This window comes from Oscillatoria nigro-viridis PCC 7112 (assembly GCF_000317475.1).
Lineage (GTDB): Bacteria > Cyanobacteriota > Cyanobacteriia > Cyanobacteriales > Microcoleaceae > Microcoleus > Microcoleus nigroviridis.
Window position 1 is genome coordinate 2,122,020 of the sequence record NC_019729.1, and the last position, 22,111, is coordinate 2,144,130.

The window sequence follows — 22,111 nt, forward strand, 5'->3', positions numbered from 1 at the left end:
TCTCCGGCCCAACTCCTACTCCCCACAATCAAATTAGCTTTTTGTGGAACAGGCATCTTGCCTGTTCTTGGCTCGGAGTATAATTTCTGTTAAATGCCCAATTAATCAAGGCTTTACAGTTGGAGGATTAACAGCCGTAATTTGTGAATAACGAGCGAAATCAGCAATGTTAAAAGTTAGGATATGGGTTAAACCATGAACTAGCATAGCAGCAACTAGCCGCGCATCATGAACGTTAACACCTACAACCTTATGTGTTATCACCAGTCGCTCCCATTCTTGATAAATTGCTTCGGTATCCAACAACAGAGGAAAAAGCTGTTTTAAGCGATTAATTTCTGCCTCTGCTTCTATTGCAGTACGCCCTAATCCATTTCTCTGGATCGGGCGAGTGCAAACGTTCCAAAACTCGATCGACTTTTGGGGTACAATATAAAGTTGTTCCCCGCGATCGCGCAGAGTAATCACGGCATTGACAGCATCAGGATTCATTGGGTGTGCTGTATCGATGCTACGCAGCAGTATGTTTGTATCTACGAGAAACGGCATTTAACTTCTGTCTCCATAAATGCTCTCTCTGCTAATAGCTTCATCTGAAAGAGTGGGGAGATTTAGGGTACGATGACTGTCAACCCATTCTTGAAATGCGAGCGACCATTCTGTTGGGGTAGCTGTTTCATAAAATGGAGGTTGTTGAGGTTCAATTAGCTGTTTGAGCATCGCATCTAGTAATGGTTTAATCTGATCCGCCGTGCGGTTGGTGATTTTTCCCAAAACTTGAGTAATCGTCTGTATCTCTTGTTGGTGAGATTGCTGAAGATTGTGCAGCATAATTATCCTTGAGTGCAAGTTTTTGGGCTGATGAGAGCGGGGTCGATCGCACTTTTTAAATTGATTTTAATATTATAACTGTAGCGCAAAGCCTAGGAAGTAGGCGATTGCTCGTTCCCAGGCTCCAGCCCACGGGTGACAACTTAAGACTGAAACCATTGATAAATCTCGCATTTAGCTAAGTCTAGATCCCCCTAAATCCCCCTGATTGTTGGGGGACTTTGAGAAGACTCTTGTCCCCCCCTTCGTAGGGGCGGTGCCCCCGTGCCCGCCCTTGGCTAGGGGGGATCTGAGCTTAATACTCAAACAGCAGTCTGTGATTGGGTTTGACGTTAAGTTGTCACGAATCGGCTCCAGCCTGAGAACCAGTTAATCCTGGATGCACGTACTAGGATTTTCTGTCCGAAGAGAACGTAGTGAAGCAATCTCAAAGCTGACAATCAAGCATCCAGGATACAAGCCCCCGGATTCATCCGTCCAGAAATAAAAAACCTGTATCCGATAAAGGAGCCCCCGACTCGATCCGTGGGGTCAATGCTAAAATCTAAAATCTAAAATCTAAAATCTAAAATCGATTGACGCACCTTTCCCAAATCCCAAATCCCAAATGGATTGACACAGGCCCCCGTCTGCGGCTACGCTTTGAAGTTAGAGGTTGCTTTGCTTGTAGAGGAAGTAGCCCGCGTCGCCCAAAAATCTAGTTGCACTGCCCAAAGCTGTTGGTAGCAGCAATGGACAGCATAACCGCCAAACTGGGACAAGCAGTCTGGAGGCTAACGGAGTATCTTAACATTCTCTGTAGCCGCCCTGCTATGTGTTGAAATGCGGGGCGGCTGGGTTTTTGGGTTTTTCTAGAAAACCTAAAACCAGGAGAACATATATTATGTCACAGGAATTCTTGCCTGACGACAACAAATTTGCACGGCCAAATGACGGCTCAGCAGCAGAATCGGAACAGGATGTGGTGTGTGTAACGGTGACAGGTTCGCCCCAGGGTGTCAGGGAAACCATACTCACCTTATACCGCCTGGGATTTGCCCAAGTTGGCGATTGGAGTCCCGTACAGCGTGCAGCTAATCCGAAGCAAGTGATGAGTGTGCTGATTCGCCGTCGGAAGCGCAAAGCGTAGGTGTTTGCTCGTTCCCAAGCTAGAGCCTGGGAACGCATTCCATGAGGCTCTGCCTCCTGTTTTTGTTTTTATCCGTTAGCGAGGCAGAGCCTCTGGATCTCGGTTCCCAGGCTAGAGCCTGGGAACCAGTTAAGAAGACCAACAAATATCAGGCACGTTACTTTACTAAATCAGGAAACGGTAATTTCCTGATGTAAAGGCTTGAAAGGCTACAGCTTTATCAAAATATGTAATTTTGGCATAGAACTATACACGACTTTATTAAAATTAAACTTACGTATATGCCACTTAGATAAAAGTGGCACAACTAATAGCACCAAAATTTCCCCCAATTGGTACAAAGCAATTGGCAGCAACTTGCAAGATGGAAGTAAGATCGGAATAATTCTAGCCAAAGCCGGGGGGCTAGCAGACTTGAGCGAGTGCTGAATGGTTCGCTATCAACCATTCAACCTTACAATTCCTGTTGCACAAACAAACTGGAATCCTTATTAGGGTGCGATCATCAAACCTGATTATTTTATGACAAGTTCAGTTAGAGGTTTGTTTGTGGAGTGCATCTGACTTTTCTCTGACTTTTGCCTGACTTTCTCCAACCGACAAAGCAGGCTTAGGGAGATTAGATTGAGTTCAATTCGAGTAGTAAAGGTTCACGTTAGTTTTCACTCAAAGGATTCTATGTCTAAGAAAGCAGCTATTCTTGGTTTTGCAGTAATTTGTTTTTCGGCAATTCCTGTGTTTGCCGATAGTCAATCTTCAAATTCGAGCTTGAAAATTGGAGACGTTAGTCTCTCAATCAATAATTCAGGCACTGTACTCACAAAAACACAACCATCTACAGGAAAGTGGTTAGGGGAACAAAAGTTCCAGTCTTTTGGGAGCATGATGTGGGTTCAAGAACACAATGTTCTTTTTGTAGCAGGTGTTTTGGAAGGTAGCAATAAACCAATGCTTTTTAAAATTAAAGGTACTGGAGGTGGTGGTCAAAATATGTTTGCTTTAACACCAAATGGTGACTCAGCCAAAGGATATAATTATCGGCTAGGTTCACAGGGAATGAATGTTCAAAACATGAGCTACCAAGGTGACGTGCTACAGATTAGAAGTGGTTCCACAACGTACCAGATTAAAAATGTGGGTGGTACTGGTAACAATATGTTTGCGTTAGTCAACAATACAGAATGTAAGAGCATGCCAGGTTACAACTACTTTATTCAGTGTGTTGTCAAGTAAGTAGAATGACTCTTTGCTATAGATTGTGTAGAGAACATTGACATAAAGACCCCACCCTAAAAAACCCGCTACAACTACATTGCAGCGGGTTTTCTGTTGGTTCCGTGCGGATTCACTTTCCATCACCGAAAACCCCCTAGACCGCGCTAGACGGTGCAATTTTGAAGCCGTTTGAGCCGTGTCAGCCGTCCGTGATGTCGAGACGATCGCCCCGTGTCGATCGGACTGCCACCAATTTTGGAGTCTTATTGGTGGAAAACCCTAGTAAATTCGGCAGACATCAAAGCCTGCCTTGCTTTTGCCGCAGATCGTGAAAAAAAGTTATTTCTGGCATCCCTGTGAAACTACTGTTGGACGAAAACCTCTCAGACCAACTACTCAGAGAATTATCGGTTTCTATCCCGATTCTGTTCATGTCAAAACCCTAGGACTCACAAATACTGATGATGCAGAAATTTGGGAATATGCAAAGGCAAATGATTTTGTGATTGTTTCCAAAGATTCTGACTTTCATCAACGGAGTTTACTTTAGGGTCATCCTCCCAAATTTATTTATCTCCGTGCTGGCAATTGCTCAACATCTAAAATCGTTCAAATTCTGCGAGATGAAATCGACATCATTAGTCAGTTTGGAGATAGAGAAGCAGAGAGTATACTGGTATTGTCGTAGTATGAAACCCAAAAAGCAAACACTGAGGAGATATCAACTTAAGGAGTTTACAGGAGTGAACAAAATATCCAGCAAGTTAAGCTAATATAAAGCTGTCGATTTCTGCTCAATAATCCACTAAAAATGATGAAAGAAGACACCATTAACATCGTTGGTTTTCATGCACATATTTACTTCGACGCTGATAATCGCGATGCCGCAGCGCGTGTACGAGAAGGATTGACTCAGTTTGAGGTGCAGCTTGGGCGTTGGCATGACAAACCCATTGGCCCCCACCCCCAAGCGATGTATCAAGTTGCATTTTTACCAGACCAGTTTGGCAAAGTCGTTCCCTGGTTAATGCTGAATCGTGAGGGGCTCGATATTCTCATTCACCCTGAAACAGGCGACGATGTGGCCGACCACACGAAACATTCTTTGTGGCTGGGAGAAAAACTAGAGTTGAATGTCGAATTCCTGCGACCTAGGACAGCCAACGCCAGCTTACGATCGATCCGCGCCCAAGGCGAGGGCGTTACTCCAGAGTGACTTATCGCTGATAATAGATAATTAGCCGCCGATTTGAGACATAGTGCGGCGACTATAATTTCCTGTATTTATTAATAATAGTTATAATATCCTTAACCAATGACTGAATAAATGTATGAAAATTAGAGCAATCATCCATCCCGCAGAAGAAGGTGGCTATTGGGCAGAAGTTCCCGCACTTCCTGGGTGCATTACCGAAGGAGATACTATGGAAGAAGTGATGGCTAATTTAAAAGATGCGATTGAAGGTTGGCTCGATGTTGCTAATAGTCGTGAAGCAATCGCGTAGCCTCGCTCTTTACCCCACTCTATCCAAGCTGATGCCATCTGTTTTACCCTTCCCCTTTGTTCCGGTTTAATGGGATTTTCACCCGTAATTTCATTCAATGCAGCTAACCAGTAAAGGGGATTTTTTTTGAGTTCCGCTAGCAACAGCGGCACGATTTGAGAACCCATATTAATAATTTCTTGATATGCAGGATGCTGAGACATTTGAGCTGTCGAAGACATTCCCGCAACTTCACTCTGCCATTCCGTAGCAAGAGTATAAAATTTGTCAATTACCTCGATCGCAATTTCAGCATTTTGATTGCAAATATCTCGATCGGTATTTGCTGCGGGATTTTCTCGTTGCGCGATCGAGCTTTCAATGTTCATCAAGACTAATTCTTCGATGGATACATTCATCTGGGCAGCAACTTTTTGTAGCTTCAGCATCAGCCGGTCTGAAATGGCGATCGAGATGGTGTTCATCGTTAAATACCTGATTTATAATTAACCACAGAGAACGCAGAGATTACAGAGAGGGGGAGAGAATATCGAGGGAATACTAAAATCGGAATTGATATCACCCGCCGATTTGAGACATGGTGCGGCTGTAATTTCCTTGAGTAGTTCCCGAATCTCGCTGCTTGAAATTAATCTCCGGTTTAATCTCTAATATGTGCCGCACTCGATCGCGCAATTCGCTGATAGGAGTCCCATCACGCAGAGCAGTTTTTAAGTCAATTTGACCCGTTTCGTTCAGCAGACAAGGCCGCAGCCACCCGTCAGCAGACAAACGCATCCGGTTGCAGCGATCGCAAAAACACTCGGACATTTGGCTGATAAATCCCAAAGTGCCCTTCGCCCCCGGAATTTGAAACACATCCGCCGGCCCATTTCCGCGAACCCCCGACTCGGCTAACCCGTATTTGTCGCTAATTTGTTGCCGCAATTCGGCTGATGCTACCCAACCTTTATCGCCAAATAAATCCCCATTGCCGATCGGCATAAACTCAATAAATCGGACGTGCCAATTCCGGTTAATAGTTAACGCCGCTAAATCCAATATTTCGCCGTCATTGACACCGGGAATTACCACAACATTCAGTTTCAGCGGGTCGAATCCTGCTTGATAAGCCGCTTGAATTCCCTCCCAAACTTGCATCCACCGCGATCGACCCCGACTGCCAATTATCTTATCGAAAGTCTCCGGTTCCAAGGAATCCAAACTAATATTAATCCGGCGCAAACCAGCATTGTAGAGATTTTCGGCCATTCCCGCCAGCAAAAAACCGTTGGTTGTCATTGACAAATCTCGCGTTTCGGGCATCGAGGCGATCGACCTTACCAATTCCACCACCCCAGGCCGCAGCAGCGGTTCCCCACCCGTCAACCGAAACTTTGTAAATCCCGCGGGTATAAAAACTTCCCGCAGCAGAGTTAGCAATTCCGAGTGAGTTAACAACTGCTGCTGCAATACATAGTCCAACTCGCTACCTTCCGGCATACAGTAGAGACAGCGGAAGTTGCAGCGGTCTATCAAGCTAATCCGAAGGTAGTCTACGGGATTCATGTCAATAGTTTGTAATATTATTTAATTGTAAGCGCTGATGCGAGATTCTGCAATTAATATGAACGGGCAAGATGCCCGTTCCACAGTGGATAAATTTTCTGTTGGTGGAACAGGCCGGAAAGCCTGTTGCAAATTTCCCAAAGTCGATAAATTGTCTGTTGGTGGAACAGGCCGGAAAGCCTGTTGCAAAAAAAACAATATAATATGATATTATTCATAATAAGTATCAATTTAATATTTAAGCTTTTTACCTATGTTTTTTGAATTTGAAGCTGATTTTGTGGAAGCTTTGCGCTGTATCCCCATGCAGGTACGTCTCAAGTTAGATACTTGCGGTATTAAATTAAAGTTGCAGGATTGGAATCATTTTACTCAAGCAGAACGTCAAATCCTTGTAGAGAAACCTTGCTTGACACCAGCAGAAATTATTGATTACCGAGAACAGCTAAATAAAATATTAATTCTACACACAGGCAAACCGGGAACTGATTTGGCGGTTGATGAAAATCCCCCGTGGATGGATGCTGCAACTGTACCGGAGTCGGTTTCTGCCAAAGCGCAAGAGTTCGGCGTGACAATTACTTTGGCACAGTGGGCGAGTTTGCAGCCTCTACAGCGATTTGCTTTGATTAAGCTTAGTCGATCGAGCCACGAAAATAGAAACTTCCTTCCGGCTGTTCGAGAGTTTCACCTCGTTGCATAATCCTCAGACAAAAAGTTCGTAGTGAGGACTTCAGTCCTCATTAACACTTCTACTTCAAGCAATAAGGTACTCAGGGCGCAACCGTTTAAATGCAATTAAAGCAATTAATATCAATCGTCGTAGCGACAATCCCACTCAGACCAAACTTTATCCTCAATAAAATCAGTGGATTCTTGTAACACTCGTACATTACCGTTTTCGTATCGCAGGCACAACTCCCAATATGCAATAAAATAGTCACAAGCGGTAAACTCAACATAACGGGCTGGTTCACCAGGTTTTTGCCCGTCAATCCAAATAGTAACTTCTGCATTAGGTTCCCGTCGCGCTTCTTCTTCCTCATCTAATTCGTAGTTTTATTGAGAAAACTTGAGTTGGCTGGCATCATATTCAATGCGAGCACAATCTAACACATAAAGACAAGATTGAATCAACTTCATATCGAGCATCACCACTTCTCCCTATTTTATGAATCGATTGTAAGTACAAATACATCGTTCACCAGGCTGTGCCTGATAATGCAGGTAAGCGAGGCTCTGCCTCGAATTTACCCTACGGGCGATCGCTCGACAAGTGCGATTCGGTGGTGCAAGATCGATCGAACCGAATGTACGGCCCTAGATTCAGAAACCGGGTTTTTAGAGAAAATACTTTGTTGCAGCCTTTAATCTCGATAAAAAACCCGGTTTCTTTGGTATGTGCGTTCAGCGGTCTTCGCGACAATCCGACAACCCGATGGCCCGATAGTCCGACAGGGGTTTAAACCCCTGTCTCATAGCGAAAGTCGTCTGAAGACGACTAATTGAAAATGATTGCTGATGTCAGTCGGTTTTTAACCGACTTGTGCTATGAGACAGGGAATTAATTCCCTGTCGGGCTTCGGGACAATCGCACAATCCAAAAGTCCGACAGGGATTTCAACCCCTCGACTGTGCCCGGCAGGACTCCCAAGCGAGGCTGAGCCTCGAATCTACGTTTCTCAGAAACCAGCAAAAAAATTCATTTTTTTTTAAGTTATGTTACCTGCACGTGGTATTATTCGATGTGAAGTGTGCGAGCTGTAACGTTTGTCACACTTGTCGCTACAAGACGGTTTCAACCGAATTAATTGTAGTGGGAGTCAACTAACACCGACTGCTTTGAAAGTCAAGTAACCTTGTCAGATCAATCTCGCGCATCCACCGCCCAAACGCAGGACATCTCTCAGACAGGTTCGTCCGAACCGGAGTCCACTGATGCTATGCAAGATTTCTACAAACTTCAGCAACAGTTGTTTGTAGTCACACTCGCTTTCACGGGAATAATTTTTATTTCTGTGTGGATTTTTTATTCGCTCAACATTGCCCTAAATTACTTGATTGGGGCGATCGTAGGTGTGGTTTACTTGAGAATGTTGGCCAAAGACGTTGAGCGCCTCGGCCCGCAAAAGAGGAGTCTGAGTAAAAATCGGTTGGCTGTATTTATTGGGTTGATTGTAGTAGCAACTCAGTGGAATCAGCTACACATTTTGCCCGTATTTTTGGGATTTCTGACATATAAGGGCGCGCTCGTCTTTTATATGCTGCAAGGCCTGTTCGTTCCCGACCCGCAAAACGGGTCAGGCAGTCGGTGAACCCTCACTGTGTGAATTTGTTGTGAATGGAAATGCTAAATGTCTTAAATGCCTTTAATGCTTTTCCCCTCGCAGAGTTGGAAGTTGGCAAGCATTTCTACTGGCACATCGGTAATCTCAAAGTGCACGGGCAGGTATTCATCACCTCCTGGATTGTGATTGCTCTACTCCTGATAGCTTCCCTGGCGGCAACTCGCAATATGCAGAGAATTCCGCGCGGAATGCAAAATTTCATGGAGTACGCCTTAGAATTCATTCGAGACTTGGCTAGAAATCAACTCGGCGAGAAAGAGTACCGTCCCTGGTTGCCATTCATTGGCACTTTGTTCCTGTTTATTTTTGTATCGAATTGGTCGGGGGCCTTAGTTCCTTGGAAACTAATTAAGTTGCCAGAAGGCGAACTAGCAGCTCCGACCAACGACATCAACACGACGGTAGCACTTGCTTTGTTGACTTCTCTGGCATATTTTTATGCGGGTTTCAGCAGGCGGGGTTTGGGTTACTTTACTAAGTACATCGAACCAACCCCAATTTTGTTGCCGATCGCGATTTTGGAAGATTTCACCAAGCCTCTTTCCCTGAGCTTCCGTTTATTTGGTAACATCTTAGCGGATGAATTAGTGGTAGCGGTGCTGGTGCTGTTAGTTCCCCTGTTTGTACCTCTGCCCGTAATGATGTTGGGTCTGTTTACCAGTGCGATTCAAGCTTTGGTATTTGCCACCTTGGCAGGAGCTTACATTCACGAAGCATTGGAAGGACACGGCGACGAACACCACGATTAACACTCTGGAATTGGTTAATGCCTAATAGCGATATGTCAGAGATCGGCAGTCCAATGACTAATGACTAATGACTAATTACCAATTACCAATTACGCACTATCTGTTTTTCAATCTGTACACCAAGGTTAAGGAAATTTATCATGAATCCGACAATTGCTGCTGCTTCTGTTATCGCCGCCGGTTTAGCTATTGGTTTAGGCGCGATCGGACCTGGTATCGGTCAAGGTAATGCCTCCGGTCAAGCAGTAGAAGGTATTGCCCGCCAGCCGGAAGCAGAAGGCAAAATTCGCGGTACTCTCCTGCTGAGCTTAGCATTCATGGAATCCCTGACCATCTACGGTCTGGTTATTGCATTGGTGCTGCTGTTTGCTAATCCCTTCGCTTAATACTGAAGGACTGCGAAAAGGGGCGGATGTCTTTCCGCCCCAAAACCAAGGAGGAACTAAAAGTGTTTGATTTTGATGCAACTTTGCCCTTTATGGCGTTGCAGTTCCTAGTTTTGATGGTAGTCCTGAATGCTGTTTTCTATAAGCCCCTGACAAAGATGCTCGACGAGCGGGATGAATACATCCGCACCACTCAACTGTCGGCTCAGGAACGCTTGGCGAAAGCTCAGAAATTAGCGCAGGAATACGAACAAAAACTGGGAGAAACTCGCAAGCAGTCTCAAGCAGTAATTGCTGCTGCTCAAGCAGATGCCCAAAAAACCGCGTCGGCAAAAGTAGCTGAGGCTCAAAAAGAAGCTCAAGAGGCGCGAGAAAAGGCAGGACAAGAGATTGAGCAACAAAAACAAGAGGCAATGCGCTCGCTGGAGCAAGAAGTAGATGTCCTGAGCCGACAAATTCTTGAAAAGCTATTAGGCACTGCACTGGTCAAATAGCTCTATCGAACAGTTTTAGATTTTGGGTAAACGCTCAAATCTAAAATCGGTTCACCAAACCTGCACGCGCAATTATGGAAGAGTATCATGGGGACTGTTTTATTGCTAGCCACAGAAGCTAGCGGGGAAGGTGGTTTCGGTTTAAATTTCGATATTTTAGAAACCAACCTGATTAACCTGATCGTTGTTATTGGATTGCTGTTTTACTTCGGGCGCGGCTTTTTAGGGAACATCCTCAGCGAAAGACGCTCCGCTATCGAAGAGGCGATTAAAGAAGCAGAAACTCGCCAAAAAGATGCAGCAGCATCTCTAGCAGAACAACAGCAGAAATTGACTCAGGCCCAAGCAGAAGCGGAACGGATTCGATCCGCTGCTGAAGAAAATGCGAAGAAAGCCAAAGAAGCAATTCTAGCTCAGGCAGCGCAGGAAGTTGAACGTATGAAAGCAACAGCAGGTCAAGAGTTGGAAGCAGAGCGGGAAAGAGCGATCGCCCAACTCAGATCTGCCGTTGTATCTATGGCATTAGAAAGGGTGGAAGGCCAGCTAAAAACTAGCTTGAACGAAAACGCTCAACACCAATTAATCGATCGCAGCATTGCCTTACTGGGAGGCTAGAAAGTGAGTAAAGTCAGCACCGAAGTCTTACAGCCTTACGCATCCGCTTTGATGTCACTGGCTAAGTCTAACAACCTCTCAGAGAAGTTCGGCGAAGATATCCGCTCCTTGCTGAACCTGCTAGAAAATTCGGAGGAACTGCGCCTGTTTCTAGGCAGTCCTCTGGTGAATCCGCAGGATAAAAAAGCCGTCATCGATCGAATAGCGGGGTCAGAAATGCACCCGTTGATGCAGAACTTTTTGCGGCTGTTAGTAGACAAAGGACGGATTCTTTTTTTAGAAGGAATTGGTAAAAAATACTTGGCCGAACTCCGAGAACTCAACCAAACTGTTTTGGCGGAAGTTACCTCTGCTGTCCCGCTTTCAGACGCTCAGCAGCAAACTGTTCGCGAGAAAGTGCAGGCGATGACAAGCGCAAGGCAAGTAGAAATTGAAACCAAAATAGACGCAGATTTAATCGGCGGAGTCGTGATTAAAGTAGGCTCTCAAGTGATTGATGCCAGCCTGCGAGGACAATTGCGCCGCTTGGGAATTCGATTGAATTCTTAATAGTTAATAGCTGATAACTATTAGCTAATTGAGTTAGGAGTTAACTGTTAGTAGTTTGGAACAACTGACAATTGACAACTGACAACGGATAACTGACAAATAATAACTGACAACTGACATGGCAGCAATCAGACCAGACGAAATTAGCAGCATTATTCGCCAGCAAATTGAGCAGTACGACCAAGATGTTAAAGTTTCTAACGTCGGTACGGTTCTGCAAGTAGGCGACGGCATTGCCCGGATTTATGGCTTAGATAAAGTTATGTCTGGGGAATTGCTAGAATTTGCCGACGGCACGGTTGGTATTGCACTGAACCTCGAAGAAGATAACGTGGGTGCAGTGTTGATGGGCCAAGGCCTCGGCATTCAAGAAGGTTCGGCAGTTACTGCTACTGGCAGAATTGCTGAAGTCCCCGTGGGTGAAGCAATGTTGGGACGGGTAGTTGATGCTTTGGCCCGTCCGATTGACGGCAAAGGAGACATTAAAACTACTGAATCTCGCTTGATTGAATCTCCGGCACCGGGGATTGTCTCTCGCCGTTCAGTTTACGAACCGATGCAAACAGGAATTACCGCTATTGATGCGATGATTCCGGTGGGAAGAGGACAGCGGGAACTGATTATCGGTGACAGACAAACTGGTAAAACTGCGATCGCGATCGACACGATTATTAACCAAAAATCGGAAAACGTGATCTGCGTTTACGTGGCGATCGGTCAAAAAGCTTCTACAGTAGCTAACATCGTCAACGTCCTGCAAGAAAAGGGCGCGATGGACTACACGATCGTAGTAGCAGCCAACGCTAGCGACCCCGCAACCCTGCAATATTTGGCTCCCTACACAGGTGCTAGCTTAGCCGAGTATTTCATGTACAAAGGCAAGCACACTTTGGTCATTTACGATGACCTTTCCAAACAAGCACAAGCTTACCGCCAAATGTCGCTGTTGCTGCGCCGTCCTCCCGGTCGCGAAGCTTATCCCGGAGACGTGTTTTACCTGCACTCTCGCTTGCTAGAACGCGCTGCTAAATTGAGCGACGATTTGGGCGAAGGCAGCATGACTGCTTTGCCGATTATCGAAACCCAAGCTGGTGACGTTTCTGCTTACATTCCGACGAACGTAATTTCGATTACCGACGGTCAAATCTTCCTTTCTTCTGACTTGTTTAACGCTGGTTTGCGTCCGGCAGTAAACCCCGGTATTTCGGTATCGCGGGTAGGATCGGCAGCTCAAACTAAGGCGATGAAAAAAGTAGCGGGTAAGGTGAAATTGGAATTGGCGCAGTTTGAAGAACTGGCAGCATTTTCTCAGTTTGCTTCTGACTTGGATAAAGCTACTCAGAATCAATTGGCGCGCGGTCAGCGCTTGCGGGAACTGTTGAAACAGCCCCAAAGTTCGCCTCTGCCGATGAACGAACAAGTGGCTGTAATCTATGCCGGTATTAACGGCTATATGGATGACATTCCTGTGGAAAAAGTCAACAAGTTTACAGTTGGTTTGCGCGACTATTTGCGGACTAGCAAGCCGAAGTACGGCGAAATTGTTCAAGGCGGAAAGGCCTTGACTGATGAAGCTGAGAAGCTGCTGAAAGAAGGTATCGCTGAATACAAGCAAAGTTTCTTAGTTTCTGCGTAATTAGCACGAAATCTTTAGGGATACGGCAATGCCTATTGGTGTCAACTTAACGTTAAACCGATAGTCCGGCAGGGGTTGAAACCCCTGCCTCAAAGCTAAAGTCCTCGCTATGAGGACTGAAGACCCAGAAGAAGAATTTTTAAACTCATTAGTCCTCTTTTAGAGGACTTTAGCTATTAGACAGGGGTTAAAACCCCTGGCGGACTAACGGGTGGGCGGAAAGACTGGCGGACTCAAAGCTTAAGTTGACAATAATGAGCTCTTGGAGTGTCCCTACTGCGGCTGAGAACTCAGAATAAAGGCTAAGAAAAAAGGAGAAAATTATGGCAAATCTGAAAACTATTCGCGATCGCATTAAGTCGGTCAAGAACACTAAAAAGATTACAGAAGCAATGCGCTTGGTGGCGGCTGCTAAGGTGCGCCGGGCTCAAGAACAGGTGACTGCAACTCGGCCTTTTGCCGATCGACTGGCAGAGGTATTGTACGGTTTGGCGGAACGCTTGCAGTTTGAAAATTTGGATTCGCCCCTGCTGAAAAAACGCGAAGTGCGATCGGTGGGACTGTTGGTAGTTTCGGGCGATCGGGGTTTGTGCGGCGGCTACAACAGCAACATTATCAGATACGCCGAAAATCGCGCTAAGGAAATCAAAGCTGAAGGCTTAGACTACAAATACGTGTTGGTAGGACGCAAAGCTACTCAGTATTTCCAGCGGCGCGAACAGCCGATCGATGCTACTTACGCTAACTTGGAACAAATTCCCACAGCATCGGAAGCGGCACAAATTGCTGACGAATTGCTTTCTTTGTTCCTGTCGGGAACTGTGGACAGAGTTGAGTTAATTTACACCAAGTTTGTGTCGCTAATTAGTTCGCGCCCGGTAATTCAAACTTTGCTGCCCCTCGACCCCCAAGGTTTTGAAGTGCAAGACGATGAAATCTTCCGCTTGACTACGAAAGGCGGAGAGTTTCAAGTATCGCGGGAAAAGGTTGCTGCACCTACTAAGAAGAGTTTGCCCCGCGACATGATTTTTGAGCAAGATCCGGCGCAAATTCTGGATGCTCTTTTGCCCTTGTATTTGAACAACCAATTGCTGCGGGCTTTGCAAGAGTCTGCCGCTAGCGAGTTGGCTGCGCGGATGACGGCAATGAACAATGCTAGTGAGAATGCTAGCGATTTGATCGGTACTTTGACGCTGACTTATAACAAGGCGCGGCAAGCGGCAATTACTCAGGAAATCCTGGAAGTTTGCGGCGGTGCTGAGGCTTTGAAGGGTTAGGTTAGGGTTGACAATTTGTTGATTTTATGGTAAGCGTCTGAGGAAACTCAGGCGCTTTTTTTAAGCAAAGGAGGACACGGCACCGTGCCGTTTCCCTACCCAAAATAATCAATCTTTCTCGCTTGGGATGTAACCATCACCGATTAATTGTAGTCCAAGGGCACTGCCGTGTCCTGACTGTGGGTAATATCAATTCCGATGACCGAATTTTGGATTAGACTATCTTCCCGCGTTCCTCTAACCACCGCTGAAATGACTTGTGACTTTCTCCAGATGGTTTACCGAGAATAATATTTTTGATGCTAATGTCTTCGTCAATATCAGGCCAGTGGATTCCCTCATTTCCACCAATAAATCGCCAATTATTGCGTTCGTTTGGTGTGCTATGCAATAGCCGAGGATACCAAGCTAAAGGAACAGAAATAGTACGACCATCGGATAGATCGACTGTTAGCGCGTCGTCTGTAACAACTACGTTTTGTGCTTGGGGGATTTCTAGCAACTCAACCATTAAAGAAGTCATTCCAACCTGCTAATAATTGCGATCGACTATTCCTGGACAATTTCATACAAATCTTCGATCGACAAATCAAAAGTCCTTGCCAACTTGTGCAAGGCTGTCACGTCAACTGTTGCTAATCCGGGCGATCGGGCATAGGTTCTGAGCGTGCTGTAGACGACGCCCGATCGCTCTGAAACTTCTTTCAGCGTCCAGCCCTTCTCAGCAGCGAATTCTCAAACCCGCAACTTAATTAATCCCATAAGCTATTGACACTTGACTAATATAAGTCATCCGATTGTACTGTAAAAAGCGAGCGACTACTCTTTGACGACCTCAACCAAATCTTCCACCATCACGTCAAAAGTACGTGCCAACTTCAGCAGACAAGTAAAATCAACCATTGCCATTCCCGGAGAACGTGAATAGGTGGTGAGTGTGCTGTAAATGACTCCCGATCGCTCAGAAACCTCTTTGATCGTCCAGCCTTTCTCAGCAGCAAATTCTTTAACCCGCAATCTAATTAAACCCATTGACAAAAAACTAGATTTAGTTTTTAATAAAAATATCGTAAAAAGCGATCGCCCCCAGGTCTGGAAAACTAAAAAGCGATCGCCTATCCAAATTCAATTCCTTTACAAAAGTTTGTACTCTTTACAAAGGATTTGCTTAACATCATGTTAACAAAATTTTCGCGAAAATCAACCCCCAGACACAGATTGAGCCGGTTTGTGACAAAAGAGGCGATCGCGCGGCTGCTGAAAATCAAGGTAGAACAAATATATCGCTTCGAGTGCTGGGCGCATATCCTGTACGTGCACGCCAAAGGGATGAGTCGGTTTGTCAGTTATGCCGACTTTCCGCCTGTTTTGGGGGTGGAATCGCCCTCTGGTTTAGATTTTGGTTATTGGAAGCGCCGGATGGCGAGTCAGAAACAGAGACACGCGCCGGATTTTTGGGTGGATTTCTATGCGGCGAGATTTCAGAAAGCTGTTTGTGTTTCTGAATTGTTGGAGTGGGGGGAATTGGTGGGGGTGATTAAATTGATGTTGGGGGCGATCGCCCTGGAGTCGCTGCGAAAGGTTTACGCACAAGAGAAATCTCTGCTGGAACATTTCTAAATTAGTCCTAGACGCAGGGGAGGTTAGAAATCGGGTTTTTTTGACGAGAAGATGCGTTACAGCCTGCAGATACGGTAAAAAATCCGGTTTCTGTGGCTTTGATCTGTCCAGGAATGTAAATGCTACTGTTTCTCCTACGCCAAACCCTGGGACACAAACCCCGCCCAATTATAGGGACTAACAAAAGGCAATGTTTCCCGACAAAGCAAATCTAAACGAAATCGCACATATTTGACAATTTATGCTTGCTTTTCTCCTTTTTGTTGCTGCTCAAAATAATCCTCTAACGGCAGTTAATATTTACCATAGAACTCATCTCCTGTCAAGTTACGGAGCTTAAATTGTGCTTTTCGCAGGGCTTGCTATCGGCTATTATCCTGCTTTTCCTGATAGTATAAAATACAAAATAAAGCGGTTGCTAAATCATCCACATCCCCCAAGATACTGACCGCTTGGATATTGCTTAATTGCTTTCTCTGTTGGGTGCAATTGGCGGTAAACACTGCCGATATTGTTCATAAAAGTCGCTTATCCTTGACGATGTTTAATTTCCAGATCGATTGCTAAAGATTTTTGTCGATCGCCGGAAATACCCGTAATGCCGACAACCGAAAGGTTAAAAGCTGTCGCTATTAGAACCAAGTCAGCCTGCGTTGCTCGGCCTGACGGCGTTACAGTATAATTTCAGCAGTGTCGGTCAAAGTGCGATCGCCCTTCCCCATCAGCCATAATAGTAACAAGTCAATTTTGTAAAAGCGAGGAACTAACGATGGTCACTGCTACCATAATATCAGATAATTTAGCTCTAGAAGATTTCGTCACCGAGCCGCCCGACAACATGGAATTGGTAGACGGTCAACTTGTGGAGAAAAATGGCATGACACTAAAGACGGGTAAAATTCAGTCAAAGCTAAGTCGTTACTGGGGAGATTACAAAGATTCCAGCGGACAAGGTGGAGAAGCTTATGTCGAGGTTCCTTGCCGCACTAACCAACAAATTCGCCGTCCCGATGTCGCTTATCTCACACCCGAATTAGTTGCACAATTTGGCAATCTTGCCACTTTACCCCAAAGTTTTCCTTTAATTGCCGAAATAGTTTCACCCACCGATATCGCTGAAGATGTCTTTCTCAAAGCACAGGAATATTTAGAATCTAGCTGTCAGGAAGTCTGGTTAGTTTTTCCCGAAAGTCGTTTAATATTCGTGATGACTCAAAATCAAATATTGACATTTCGATCCGGCGATACCGCCAGCACCCAACAAATACTCATAGGTTTTAGCATTGATGTCGATCGATTGCTAGCTTAAACATCAAACTAAATTGCTACAATATCTTTAAGGCTCCCCCAGTCCGCGTAGGCGGACTTCGTTTGTATAGCCCCGAATTCTATTCGGTGGTGTTTAATCCAGATTTAATATCCCACCCTTATCGGAGCAAACCGCCATGTCAGACGATTTTTCCTTAGACGAGCTTTTAAATACAAGTTACTACGCCTTCAAAGACGCAGAAAACCAAGTGGGACAGTGCAATGTTTTAGTCATCGGCAAAACCGGCGTCGGCAAAAGTACCCTGATAAATTCCGTTTTTCGCCAGCGCTTAGCAGAAACCGGAGTCGGCCGCCCCATCACTCAAGGCATTCGCCAATATACCAAACCGAATTGCCCAATTACAGTCTACGATACTCCCGGACTCGAACTCAATGCCGAACAAATTAAAGTTATTCAATTAAACGTTGCTAAACTAATTGAAGACCAAAGACTCCTGCACCCCAAAGAACACATTCACGTCATCTGGTACTGCATCAATCACAGCGCCAATAGAATAGAATCTGTCGAGGAAAGCTGGCTAAAAGAAATGGAAGTCAAAGATGTACCAGTTCTTTTAGTGCTGACTCAGACGACATCTAAAAAGCAGAGCGAGTTTTTCAAGCAACTGGAACACATGAATTTGCCAGTCAGTCAAATCATCCCTGTGATGGCTGAACCGGAAGAAATAGATGAGGATTATACAGTAAAATCTCACGGTTTAGATAAGTTGGTAGATGCAACTTTTCAACTGCTGCCGGAAGTAGCTAAAAAAGCTTTTGTTAAAGAACAAATTGCAAATATTGCGCTCAAAGCTGATATGGCATTTAAGTATCTAAGTGCTTATGTTGCAGGTTCTGCAATTGTCGGTGCGACTCCTGTACCCTTTGCTGATGCGCCGATTTTGATGACCATGCAAACGGCAATGATTGCTAATATTACTGTGATTTTTGGAATGCCCTTTGATAAGGGGATTAAAGTCAGTGAAGGAGTCGCCTCCTCCACTGCTCTCCAAAACGGAACGTGATAGTTTCCCATCATTCCGCTCCTCAATAAAACGGCTGTTGTCATCAGTACGTCATTACCAACATATCGTTTTCCCAAGCCCAAAGGCTTGGTTCCACTGGTGGCTTAGGTTTAGCACTTTTGCAGCTAGATTTGTTACCAAGACTGCCATCATTGGCAGTCTTTGTGTCGTGGCAATGTCGATGGAGTAGCTGCCAATTATCATACGATTCCTTTCCACCTTTCGATTTGGGGGCGATGTGGTCAACCTCTATCGAATCTCCATCTTTGAAGTAGTTATCGCAGTGAGCGCATTTCCCTTTTTGTCGCTTGAGTAGTTTGGCTACTCTTACGGGTATTTCTGGGTGTACTCCCATTCTTGAACTCCAATATATCCAGTCACCGTCATAGGGTGATGCCATCCCTTTTACTTTTACATAGCGCTTTATTTCAGTGGAACTATGTTGTATGAGCTTTAGAGGATTGTTACCCTCTCCGGTTGCGAACACCCAGTTATTGCCTTCTACGGTTTTGAAGTATTTAAGGCGTGTCCATCCTCTGCCCTTGTTCCTATGACGATGGCGACCCCATTTGAGAAGCTTCCAAACCACTAAGTGCCACAGCCTATCAAATATTTTCTTGCTGACGACTGTTGAGAAGTAGTTACACCAACCCCTAATGATAGGATTGAGATTTTTTATTAAAGTCGCTTGGTTTAACCCACGCGATTTATTTATTACTTCCGCAACTTTTCTGTAGTGCCTTTTCTGACTTTCCTTGCTAGGGCTGATAATAGTTTTAAAGCCCAATAAAGTGCCTCTAGTTCCCTTACTTGAGTTGTGTTTTCCTACTGGAAACTGCCTGATGTTGAATCCTAGAAAGTTAAATCCAGGTTTTTCATCATCTAGTTTATTCAGGGTGTGGGCTAATCTTGTTTTACTCGGCTTTAATTCTAACCCAATGTCACTTAACCACTTCTCTATCTCAACCTTACACAGCTTCACAACTTCTACATCCTCATGGAGAACTACGAAATCGTCCGCATATCGTATCAGTGAAATCGATTTGATTTTGTCTCGTAATCCATAAGTATGACCACGAGAGTCTCTCATCTCGAATTTTGGGGCTAAACCCATAATCAATTCCTCAATCCCATGTAAGGCGACATTGGCAAGTAGAGGTGAAATCACCCCGCCCTGTGGTGTCCCTTCATCAGTTGGGAACAGCTTGTTTCCATCCATAACACCAGCTTTTAACCAAGCCCGGATTTGTCTCCGTAGGGTAGGATAGGTATTTAATTTTGAGAGAAGTACATCATGGTTAATGCGGTCGAAGCATTTACTGATATCGGCATCCAGCACATATTTTGATTTCTGACTTACCGCACTGAATATTGCTCCTATTGCATCGTGGCACGAGCGTCCTGGTCTGAACCCGTATGAGTTAGGTTCAAATCGCGCTTCCCATTCTGGTTCTAACACCAGTTTGACTAACGCTTGCAAGGCTCGGTCTTCCATTGTCGGTATGCCTAACGGTCTTTCCTCATCTGTCCCTGGTTTGGGTATCCAAACTCGGCGTGTTGGCTTAACCTTTGAACCCAATGATATTTTATCTATCAGTGCGAGACGTTGCTTTGGGGTCAGCGATTTAACACCGTCCACGCCTGCCGTCTTCTTTCCTTGATTATCTTGTGTTACCCGACGAACCGATAATGCTTTTGCTGCCCAAGAACTTATCAACAGTTTCTGGAGTCTGCGTACTAGCTTGACATCACCACGATTAGACGCTTGATATATCCGCTTTTGCAATTTAAAAACGTTACGCTCTAGCTTTCGCCAGTTGATATCGTTCCATTCATACATCGGTTTTTCTACCGTGTTCATAACATATTCATTGCTACTTGTAGCTATACCATCCGTATTACCGTAAGTCCGTTAGCATATCCTCACCATTGCAGTGAGGCGTTGGCTTTTGACTCAATCTCTACCACCTGTTACCTGGAAGTCCAGATGTTTCGTCTTAGCTGACTGCTCGAAGTATTCGACCTCTTCGAGAGTAATCAGGTGGGTTACTTCGTTCCTCATAACCATTGGTCTGTTCCGTTAGGATGTCACCTCTTCACCGAGTTTTTGGGTAACGTAGGTATGTCGGGCAAAATTCTCATACCACCCTGTACTAATGCCCTTTTGGGACTACCAGCGCATAAAGCCTTATTTCGCTGGTTCGCCGTAACGGTGATTCAGGCAGTGACTTCGCATTTGCTATCCGTAGGAACTTGCTCACGGGATACCACTTTTAGGCTAGTGGCTCTTTCCGCTTTTATCTCCGCTTCACCGATTGATGGCTAGTCTCTACAGTGGGAGATATGCTTTCACCTCTACGTCTGAGGGGCAGGACTTATCGTTTTCTAGGATACTAACGCTCACCTGCAAGGTTATGAAGTTGTCATCTACAAGGGATTAAAGTGCGAACTCAATCCTCATGGATTACCCTGTAGAAGCCAGTCATCCCCCAATTTCTCGGTTTCGACTGAACGAATCGCACTTTATTTCGGCGATGCTGTCGGCTATTAGCGGCGCTGGCGGGGTTACTGCTGTCGGCAGAAGTATTGTGACTAATTTGATTAAAATGATTCCTGGTGCGGGTACAGTTGTCGGCGGTGCTATCTCCGGTGCAACGGCAGCAACTCTCACGCTTGCCCTCGGTTTGGCTTACATTGAAGTGCTTAAAGCTTATATGAAATCTCAAATTAATGGGGAACAACTTTCTTTGCAGCAGTTAACCAAAATGTTTGTGGATTTTTATAAGGATTATGCGACTTCGGGGCGCAAAACTTTGAAGGATGACAAACAGAATCAACCTAAGCCGCCGAATCAAATTAATATTGAGTAAATGGGGAATGGGCATAGGGCATTGGGTATGGGTTATTTTTTTACTCCAACTGAGATATTGCACCATTCTCAATAAGCCTTTTATGAACAGGCAAGATGCCTGTTCCACAAAGATATGGATTTTATTGTGGAACAGGCATCTTGCCTGTTGCTGAAAATGGTACAATATTTCAGTTCCAATCAACTTATTCCCAATTCCCAATTACCAATTAATTACCAATTAATTACCAATTGATTGCTACAATATGAGTGAATTCTGCAAAAGAGAGTAAATGGCTATGGTAATTGCTGCTGTTTTATCAGAAAATGTTTCTCTAGAAGACTTTATGGCTAATCCCCCGGACGATATGGAATGGGTGGACGGGCAAATTGTGGATAAAAATGGCATGACAGTAAAACACAGTCGAATCCAATCCAAACTCGATTATTCTTGGAGAAGTTATAAGATATCTAGCGGACAAGGCGGCGAAGTTTATACAGAAGTTCCTTGTCGTACAGACAGGCGAGTGCGCCGTCCTGATGTAGCTTATCTGACTGCTGAACTTGTTGCTCAATATGGCGATGTTCCTACTTTGCCTCAAAGCCCGCCGTTAATTGCAGAAATAGTTTCTCCTACTGATATTGCGGAAGAGATTTTTCTGAAAGCACAAGAATATTTAGATTCGGGTTGTCTGGAAGCTTGGATTGTTTTTCCAGAAAGTCGCTGGATATTGATAATGACTCAAACTCAAAAGTTAACTTTTAACTTGGGTTCTACAGTCAGCACTCAGCTAGTGCTACCGGGTTTTAGTGTTGCGGTTGATGAGTTGTTGGCTTGAAGGCAAAAAATTAATTAGGTATAAGTGCTTTGTGGCACAGTTCCGCCGTGAGGTTTGTAATAATTTGTGAAAAAGTCATTGACAAAATGCCGTAGCACGGGCGAGGGCGGGACGCCATCGCTCGCCCAGCCAATTAATAAAAAAAATTATCAATAAAAAATGCCGTTGTAAAATTGCACAAAAGTACAA

Annotated in this window: 25 protein-coding genes and 1 pseudogene; 19 read left to right on the forward strand and 7 right to left on the reverse strand. The window is 44.9% G+C overall.

Annotated elements, in window-relative coordinates; translation table 11 throughout:
* Positions 1-105: 105 nt before the first annotated feature.
* Positions 106-549, reverse strand: a complete 444-nt coding sequence (locus OSC7112_RS09090; protein WP_015175629.1) for a type II toxin-antitoxin system VapC family toxin — start codon at positions 547-549, stop codon at positions 106-108.
* Positions 550-831 (reverse strand): hypothetical protein, encoded by a 282-nt coding sequence (locus tag OSC7112_RS09095; protein ID WP_015175630.1) that lies wholly within the window; start codon positions 829-831, stop codon positions 550-552.
* Positions 832-1,714: 883 nt separating this feature from the next.
* Between OSC7112_RS09095 and OSC7112_RS09100 the strand changes: the two genes are divergently transcribed.
* The 5 genes from OSC7112_RS09100 to OSC7112_RS35490 all read left to right on the forward strand — a co-directional run bounded on the left by OSC7112_RS09100 (position 1,715) and on the right by OSC7112_RS35490 (position 4,680).
* Positions 1,715-1,960, forward strand: coding sequence for a hypothetical protein (locus OSC7112_RS09100; RefSeq protein ID WP_015175631.1), 246 nt, complete (start codon positions 1,715-1,717; stop codon positions 1,958-1,960).
* Positions 1,961-2,638: 678 nt separating this feature from the next.
* Complete coding sequence (locus OSC7112_RS09110) at positions 2,639-3,193, forward strand: hypothetical protein (protein ID WP_015175632.1); 555 nt, start codon at positions 2,639-2,641, stop codon at positions 3,191-3,193.
* A gap of 310 nt (positions 3,194-3,503) precedes the next feature.
* On the forward strand, positions 3,504-3,725 hold the full coding sequence (locus OSC7112_RS40870) for a DUF5615 family PIN-like protein (RefSeq protein WP_223300795.1): 222 nt from the start codon (positions 3,504-3,506) through the stop codon (positions 3,723-3,725).
* 261 nt (positions 3,726-3,986) lie between these two features.
* On the forward strand, positions 3,987-4,391 hold the full coding sequence (locus tag OSC7112_RS09120) for a DOPA 4,5-dioxygenase family protein (protein ID WP_015175633.1): 405 nt from the start codon (positions 3,987-3,989) through the stop codon (positions 4,389-4,391).
* A 115-nt stretch (positions 4,392-4,506) separates the two neighbouring features.
* Positions 4,507-4,680, forward strand: a complete 174-nt coding sequence (locus OSC7112_RS35490) for a type II toxin-antitoxin system HicB family antitoxin (protein WP_071883977.1) — start codon at positions 4,507-4,509, stop codon at positions 4,678-4,680.
* 558 nt (positions 4,681-5,238) lie between these two features.
* Here OSC7112_RS35490 and moaA read toward each other — a convergent pair.
* A complete protein-coding gene (gene moaA / locus OSC7112_RS09130; protein WP_015175635.1) occupies positions 5,239-6,228 on the reverse strand; it encodes a GTP 3',8-cyclase MoaA in 990 nt (329 codons plus the stop codon).
* Positions 6,229-6,481: 253 nt separating this feature from the next.
* Here moaA and OSC7112_RS09135 point away from each other — a divergent pair, with 253 nt between their 5' ends.
* The 9 genes from OSC7112_RS09135 to OSC7112_RS09185 all read left to right on the forward strand — a co-directional run bounded on the left by OSC7112_RS09135 (position 6,482) and on the right by OSC7112_RS09185 (position 14,282).
* Positions 6,482-6,931, forward strand: coding sequence for a nitrate reductase associated protein (locus OSC7112_RS09135; protein ID WP_015175636.1), 450 nt, complete (start codon positions 6,482-6,484; stop codon positions 6,929-6,931).
* Between the two features lie 1,156 nt (positions 6,932-8,087).
* Entirely contained in the window at positions 8,088-8,543 is a 456-nt protein-coding gene (locus tag OSC7112_RS09150; protein ID WP_041622446.1) for an ATP synthase subunit I, read from the forward strand.
* A gap of 26 nt (positions 8,544-8,569) precedes the next feature.
* Positions 8,570-9,325, forward strand: coding sequence for a F0F1 ATP synthase subunit A (gene atpB, locus OSC7112_RS09155; RefSeq protein ID WP_015175640.1), 756 nt, complete (start codon positions 8,570-8,572; stop codon positions 9,323-9,325).
* Positions 9,326-9,465: 140 nt separating this feature from the next.
* The gene (gene atpE / locus OSC7112_RS09160; protein WP_015175641.1) at positions 9,466-9,711 is read left to right on the forward strand and encodes an ATP synthase F0 subunit C; all 246 of its coding nucleotides are present in this window, start codon (positions 9,466-9,468) and stop codon (positions 9,709-9,711) included.
* 26 nt (positions 9,712-9,737) lie between these two features.
* The gene (locus OSC7112_RS09165; protein ID WP_015175642.1) at positions 9,738-10,205 is read left to right on the forward strand and encodes a F0F1 ATP synthase subunit B'; all 468 of its coding nucleotides are present in this window, start codon (positions 9,738-9,740) and stop codon (positions 10,203-10,205) included.
* Between the two features lie 87 nt (positions 10,206-10,292).
* Positions 10,293-10,820, forward strand: coding sequence for a F0F1 ATP synthase subunit B (locus OSC7112_RS09170; protein WP_015175643.1), 528 nt, complete (start codon positions 10,293-10,295; stop codon positions 10,818-10,820).
* Positions 10,821-10,823: 3 nt separating this feature from the next.
* The gene (gene atpH, locus OSC7112_RS09175; RefSeq protein ID WP_015175644.1) at positions 10,824-11,369 is read left to right on the forward strand and encodes an ATP synthase F1 subunit delta; all 546 of its coding nucleotides are present in this window, start codon (positions 10,824-10,826) and stop codon (positions 11,367-11,369) included.
* A 118-nt stretch (positions 11,370-11,487) separates the two neighbouring features.
* Positions 11,488-13,005 carry a F0F1 ATP synthase subunit alpha gene (gene atpA / locus OSC7112_RS09180; RefSeq protein WP_015175645.1) on the forward strand — a complete coding sequence of 506 codons (1,518 nt, stop codon included), beginning with the start codon at positions 11,488-11,490 and terminating at the stop codon, positions 13,003-13,005.
* A 323-nt stretch (positions 13,006-13,328) separates the two neighbouring features.
* Positions 13,329-14,282 (forward strand): F0F1 ATP synthase subunit gamma, encoded by a 954-nt coding sequence (locus tag OSC7112_RS09185; protein ID WP_015175646.1) that lies wholly within the window; start codon positions 13,329-13,331, stop codon positions 14,280-14,282.
* Between the two features lie 214 nt (positions 14,283-14,496).
* Here OSC7112_RS09185 and OSC7112_RS09190 read toward each other — a convergent pair whose 3' ends face one another.
* The 3 genes and pseudogenes from OSC7112_RS09190 to OSC7112_RS09195 all read right to left on the reverse strand — a co-directional run bounded on the left by OSC7112_RS09190 (position 14,497) and on the right by OSC7112_RS09195 (position 15,314).
* A complete protein-coding gene (locus tag OSC7112_RS09190) occupies positions 14,497-14,805 on the reverse strand; it encodes a DUF2442 domain-containing protein (protein WP_015175647.1) in 309 nt (102 codons plus the stop codon).
* Positions 14,806-14,831: 26 nt separating this feature from the next.
* Positions 14,832-15,044: pseudogene (locus tag OSC7112_RS35495) on the reverse strand (helix-turn-helix domain-containing protein).
* A 57-nt stretch (positions 15,045-15,101) separates the two neighbouring features.
* A complete protein-coding gene (locus OSC7112_RS09195) occupies positions 15,102-15,314 on the reverse strand; it encodes a helix-turn-helix domain-containing protein (protein ID WP_006631112.1) in 213 nt (70 codons plus the stop codon).
* Positions 15,315-15,458: 144 nt separating this feature from the next.
* Here OSC7112_RS09195 and OSC7112_RS09200 point away from each other — a divergent pair, with 144 nt between their 5' ends.
* The 3 genes from OSC7112_RS09200 to OSC7112_RS09210 all read left to right on the forward strand — a co-directional run bounded on the left by OSC7112_RS09200 (position 15,459) and on the right by OSC7112_RS09210 (position 18,235).
* Positions 15,459-15,902: a hypothetical protein gene (locus OSC7112_RS09200; protein ID WP_015175648.1), complete on the forward strand. Its 444-nt coding sequence runs from the start codon at positions 15,459-15,461 to the stop codon at positions 15,900-15,902.
* Between the two features lie 769 nt (positions 15,903-16,671).
* Positions 16,672-17,211, forward strand: a complete 540-nt coding sequence (locus OSC7112_RS09205; protein WP_015175649.1) for a Uma2 family endonuclease — start codon at positions 16,672-16,674, stop codon at positions 17,209-17,211.
* A gap of 136 nt (positions 17,212-17,347) precedes the next feature.
* Positions 17,348-18,235 (forward strand): GTPase family protein, encoded by an 888-nt coding sequence (locus OSC7112_RS09210; protein WP_223300796.1) that lies wholly within the window; start codon positions 17,348-17,350, stop codon positions 18,233-18,235.
* Positions 18,236-18,278: 43 nt separating this feature from the next.
* Here OSC7112_RS09210 and ltrA read toward each other — a convergent pair whose 3' ends face one another.
* On the reverse strand, positions 18,279-20,096 hold the full coding sequence (gene ltrA, locus OSC7112_RS09215) for a group II intron reverse transcriptase/maturase (RefSeq protein WP_015174099.1): 1,818 nt from the start codon (positions 20,094-20,096) through the stop codon (positions 18,279-18,281).
* 598 nt (positions 20,097-20,694) lie between these two features.
* Here ltrA and OSC7112_RS09220 point away from each other — a divergent pair.
* Both OSC7112_RS09220 and OSC7112_RS09225 read left to right on the forward strand, forming a co-directional pair.
* A complete protein-coding gene (locus tag OSC7112_RS09220; RefSeq protein WP_041622448.1) occupies positions 20,695-21,105 on the forward strand; it encodes a hypothetical protein in 411 nt (136 codons plus the stop codon).
* A 271-nt stretch (positions 21,106-21,376) separates the two neighbouring features.
* Entirely contained in the window at positions 21,377-21,922 is a 546-nt protein-coding gene (locus OSC7112_RS09225) for a Uma2 family endonuclease (protein ID WP_015175650.1), read from the forward strand.
* The last annotated feature ends 189 nt before the right edge of the window (positions 21,923-22,111 follow it).

Bases quoted from the DNA above. Each gene is read 5' to 3' on its own strand.
- atpE (WP_015175641.1), top strand. From the start codon at position 9,466: ATGAATCCGACAATTGCTGCTGCTTCTGTTATCGCCGCCGGTTTAGCT.
- OSC7112_RS09090 (WP_015175629.1), bottom strand. From the start codon at position 549: ATGCCGTTTCTCGTAGATACAAACATACTGCTGCGTAGCATCGATACA.
- OSC7112_RS09225 (WP_015175650.1), top strand. From the start codon at position 21,377: ATGGCTATGGTAATTGCTGCTGTTTTATCAGAAAATGTTTCTCTAGAA.
- OSC7112_RS35490 (WP_071883977.1), top strand. From the start codon at position 4,507: ATGAAAATTAGAGCAATCATCCATCCCGCAGAAGAAGGTGGCTATTGG.
- OSC7112_RS09120 (WP_015175633.1), top strand. From the start codon at position 3,987: ATGATGAAAGAAGACACCATTAACATCGTTGGTTTTCATGCACATATT.
- OSC7112_RS09165 (WP_015175642.1), top strand. From the start codon at position 9,738: ATGTCTTTCCGCCCCAAAACCAAGGAGGAACTAAAAGTGTTTGATTTT.
- OSC7112_RS09135 (WP_015175636.1), top strand. From the start codon at position 6,482: ATGTTTTTTGAATTTGAAGCTGATTTTGTGGAAGCTTTGCGCTGTATC.
- ltrA (WP_015174099.1), bottom strand. From the start codon at position 20,096: ATGAACACGGTAGAAAAACCGATGTATGAATGGAACGATATCAACTGG.
- OSC7112_RS09195 (WP_006631112.1), bottom strand. From the start codon at position 15,314: ATGGGTTTAATTAGATTGCGGGTTAAAGAATTTGCTGCTGAGAAAGGC.
- moaA (WP_015175635.1), bottom strand. From the start codon at position 6,228: ATGAATCCCGTAGACTACCTTCGGATTAGCTTGATAGACCGCTGCAAC.
- OSC7112_RS09205 (WP_015175649.1), top strand. From the start codon at position 16,672: ATGGTCACTGCTACCATAATATCAGATAATTTAGCTCTAGAAGATTTC.
- OSC7112_RS09095 (WP_015175630.1), bottom strand. From the start codon at position 831: ATGCTGCACAATCTTCAGCAATCTCACCAACAAGAGATACAGACGATT.
- OSC7112_RS09100 (WP_015175631.1), top strand. From the start codon at position 1,715: ATGTCACAGGAATTCTTGCCTGACGACAACAAATTTGCACGGCCAAAT.
- OSC7112_RS09110 (WP_015175632.1), top strand. From the start codon at position 2,639: ATGTCTAAGAAAGCAGCTATTCTTGGTTTTGCAGTAATTTGTTTTTCG.
- OSC7112_RS09220 (WP_041622448.1), top strand. From the start codon at position 20,695: ATGGATTACCCTGTAGAAGCCAGTCATCCCCCAATTTCTCGGTTTCGA.
- atpB (WP_015175640.1), top strand. From the start codon at position 8,570: ATGGAAATGCTAAATGTCTTAAATGCCTTTAATGCTTTTCCCCTCGCA.
- OSC7112_RS09190 (WP_015175647.1), bottom strand. From the start codon at position 14,805: ATGACTTCTTTAATGGTTGAGTTGCTAGAAATCCCCCAAGCACAAAAC.
- OSC7112_RS09200 (WP_015175648.1), top strand. From the start codon at position 15,459: ATGTTAACAAAATTTTCGCGAAAATCAACCCCCAGACACAGATTGAGC.
- OSC7112_RS09210 (WP_223300796.1), top strand. From the start codon at position 17,348: ATGTCAGACGATTTTTCCTTAGACGAGCTTTTAAATACAAGTTACTAC.
- atpA (WP_015175645.1), top strand. From the start codon at position 11,488: ATGGCAGCAATCAGACCAGACGAAATTAGCAGCATTATTCGCCAGCAA.
- OSC7112_RS09170 (WP_015175643.1), top strand. From the start codon at position 10,293: ATGGGGACTGTTTTATTGCTAGCCACAGAAGCTAGCGGGGAAGGTGGT.
- OSC7112_RS09185 (WP_015175646.1), top strand. From the start codon at position 13,329: ATGGCAAATCTGAAAACTATTCGCGATCGCATTAAGTCGGTCAAGAAC.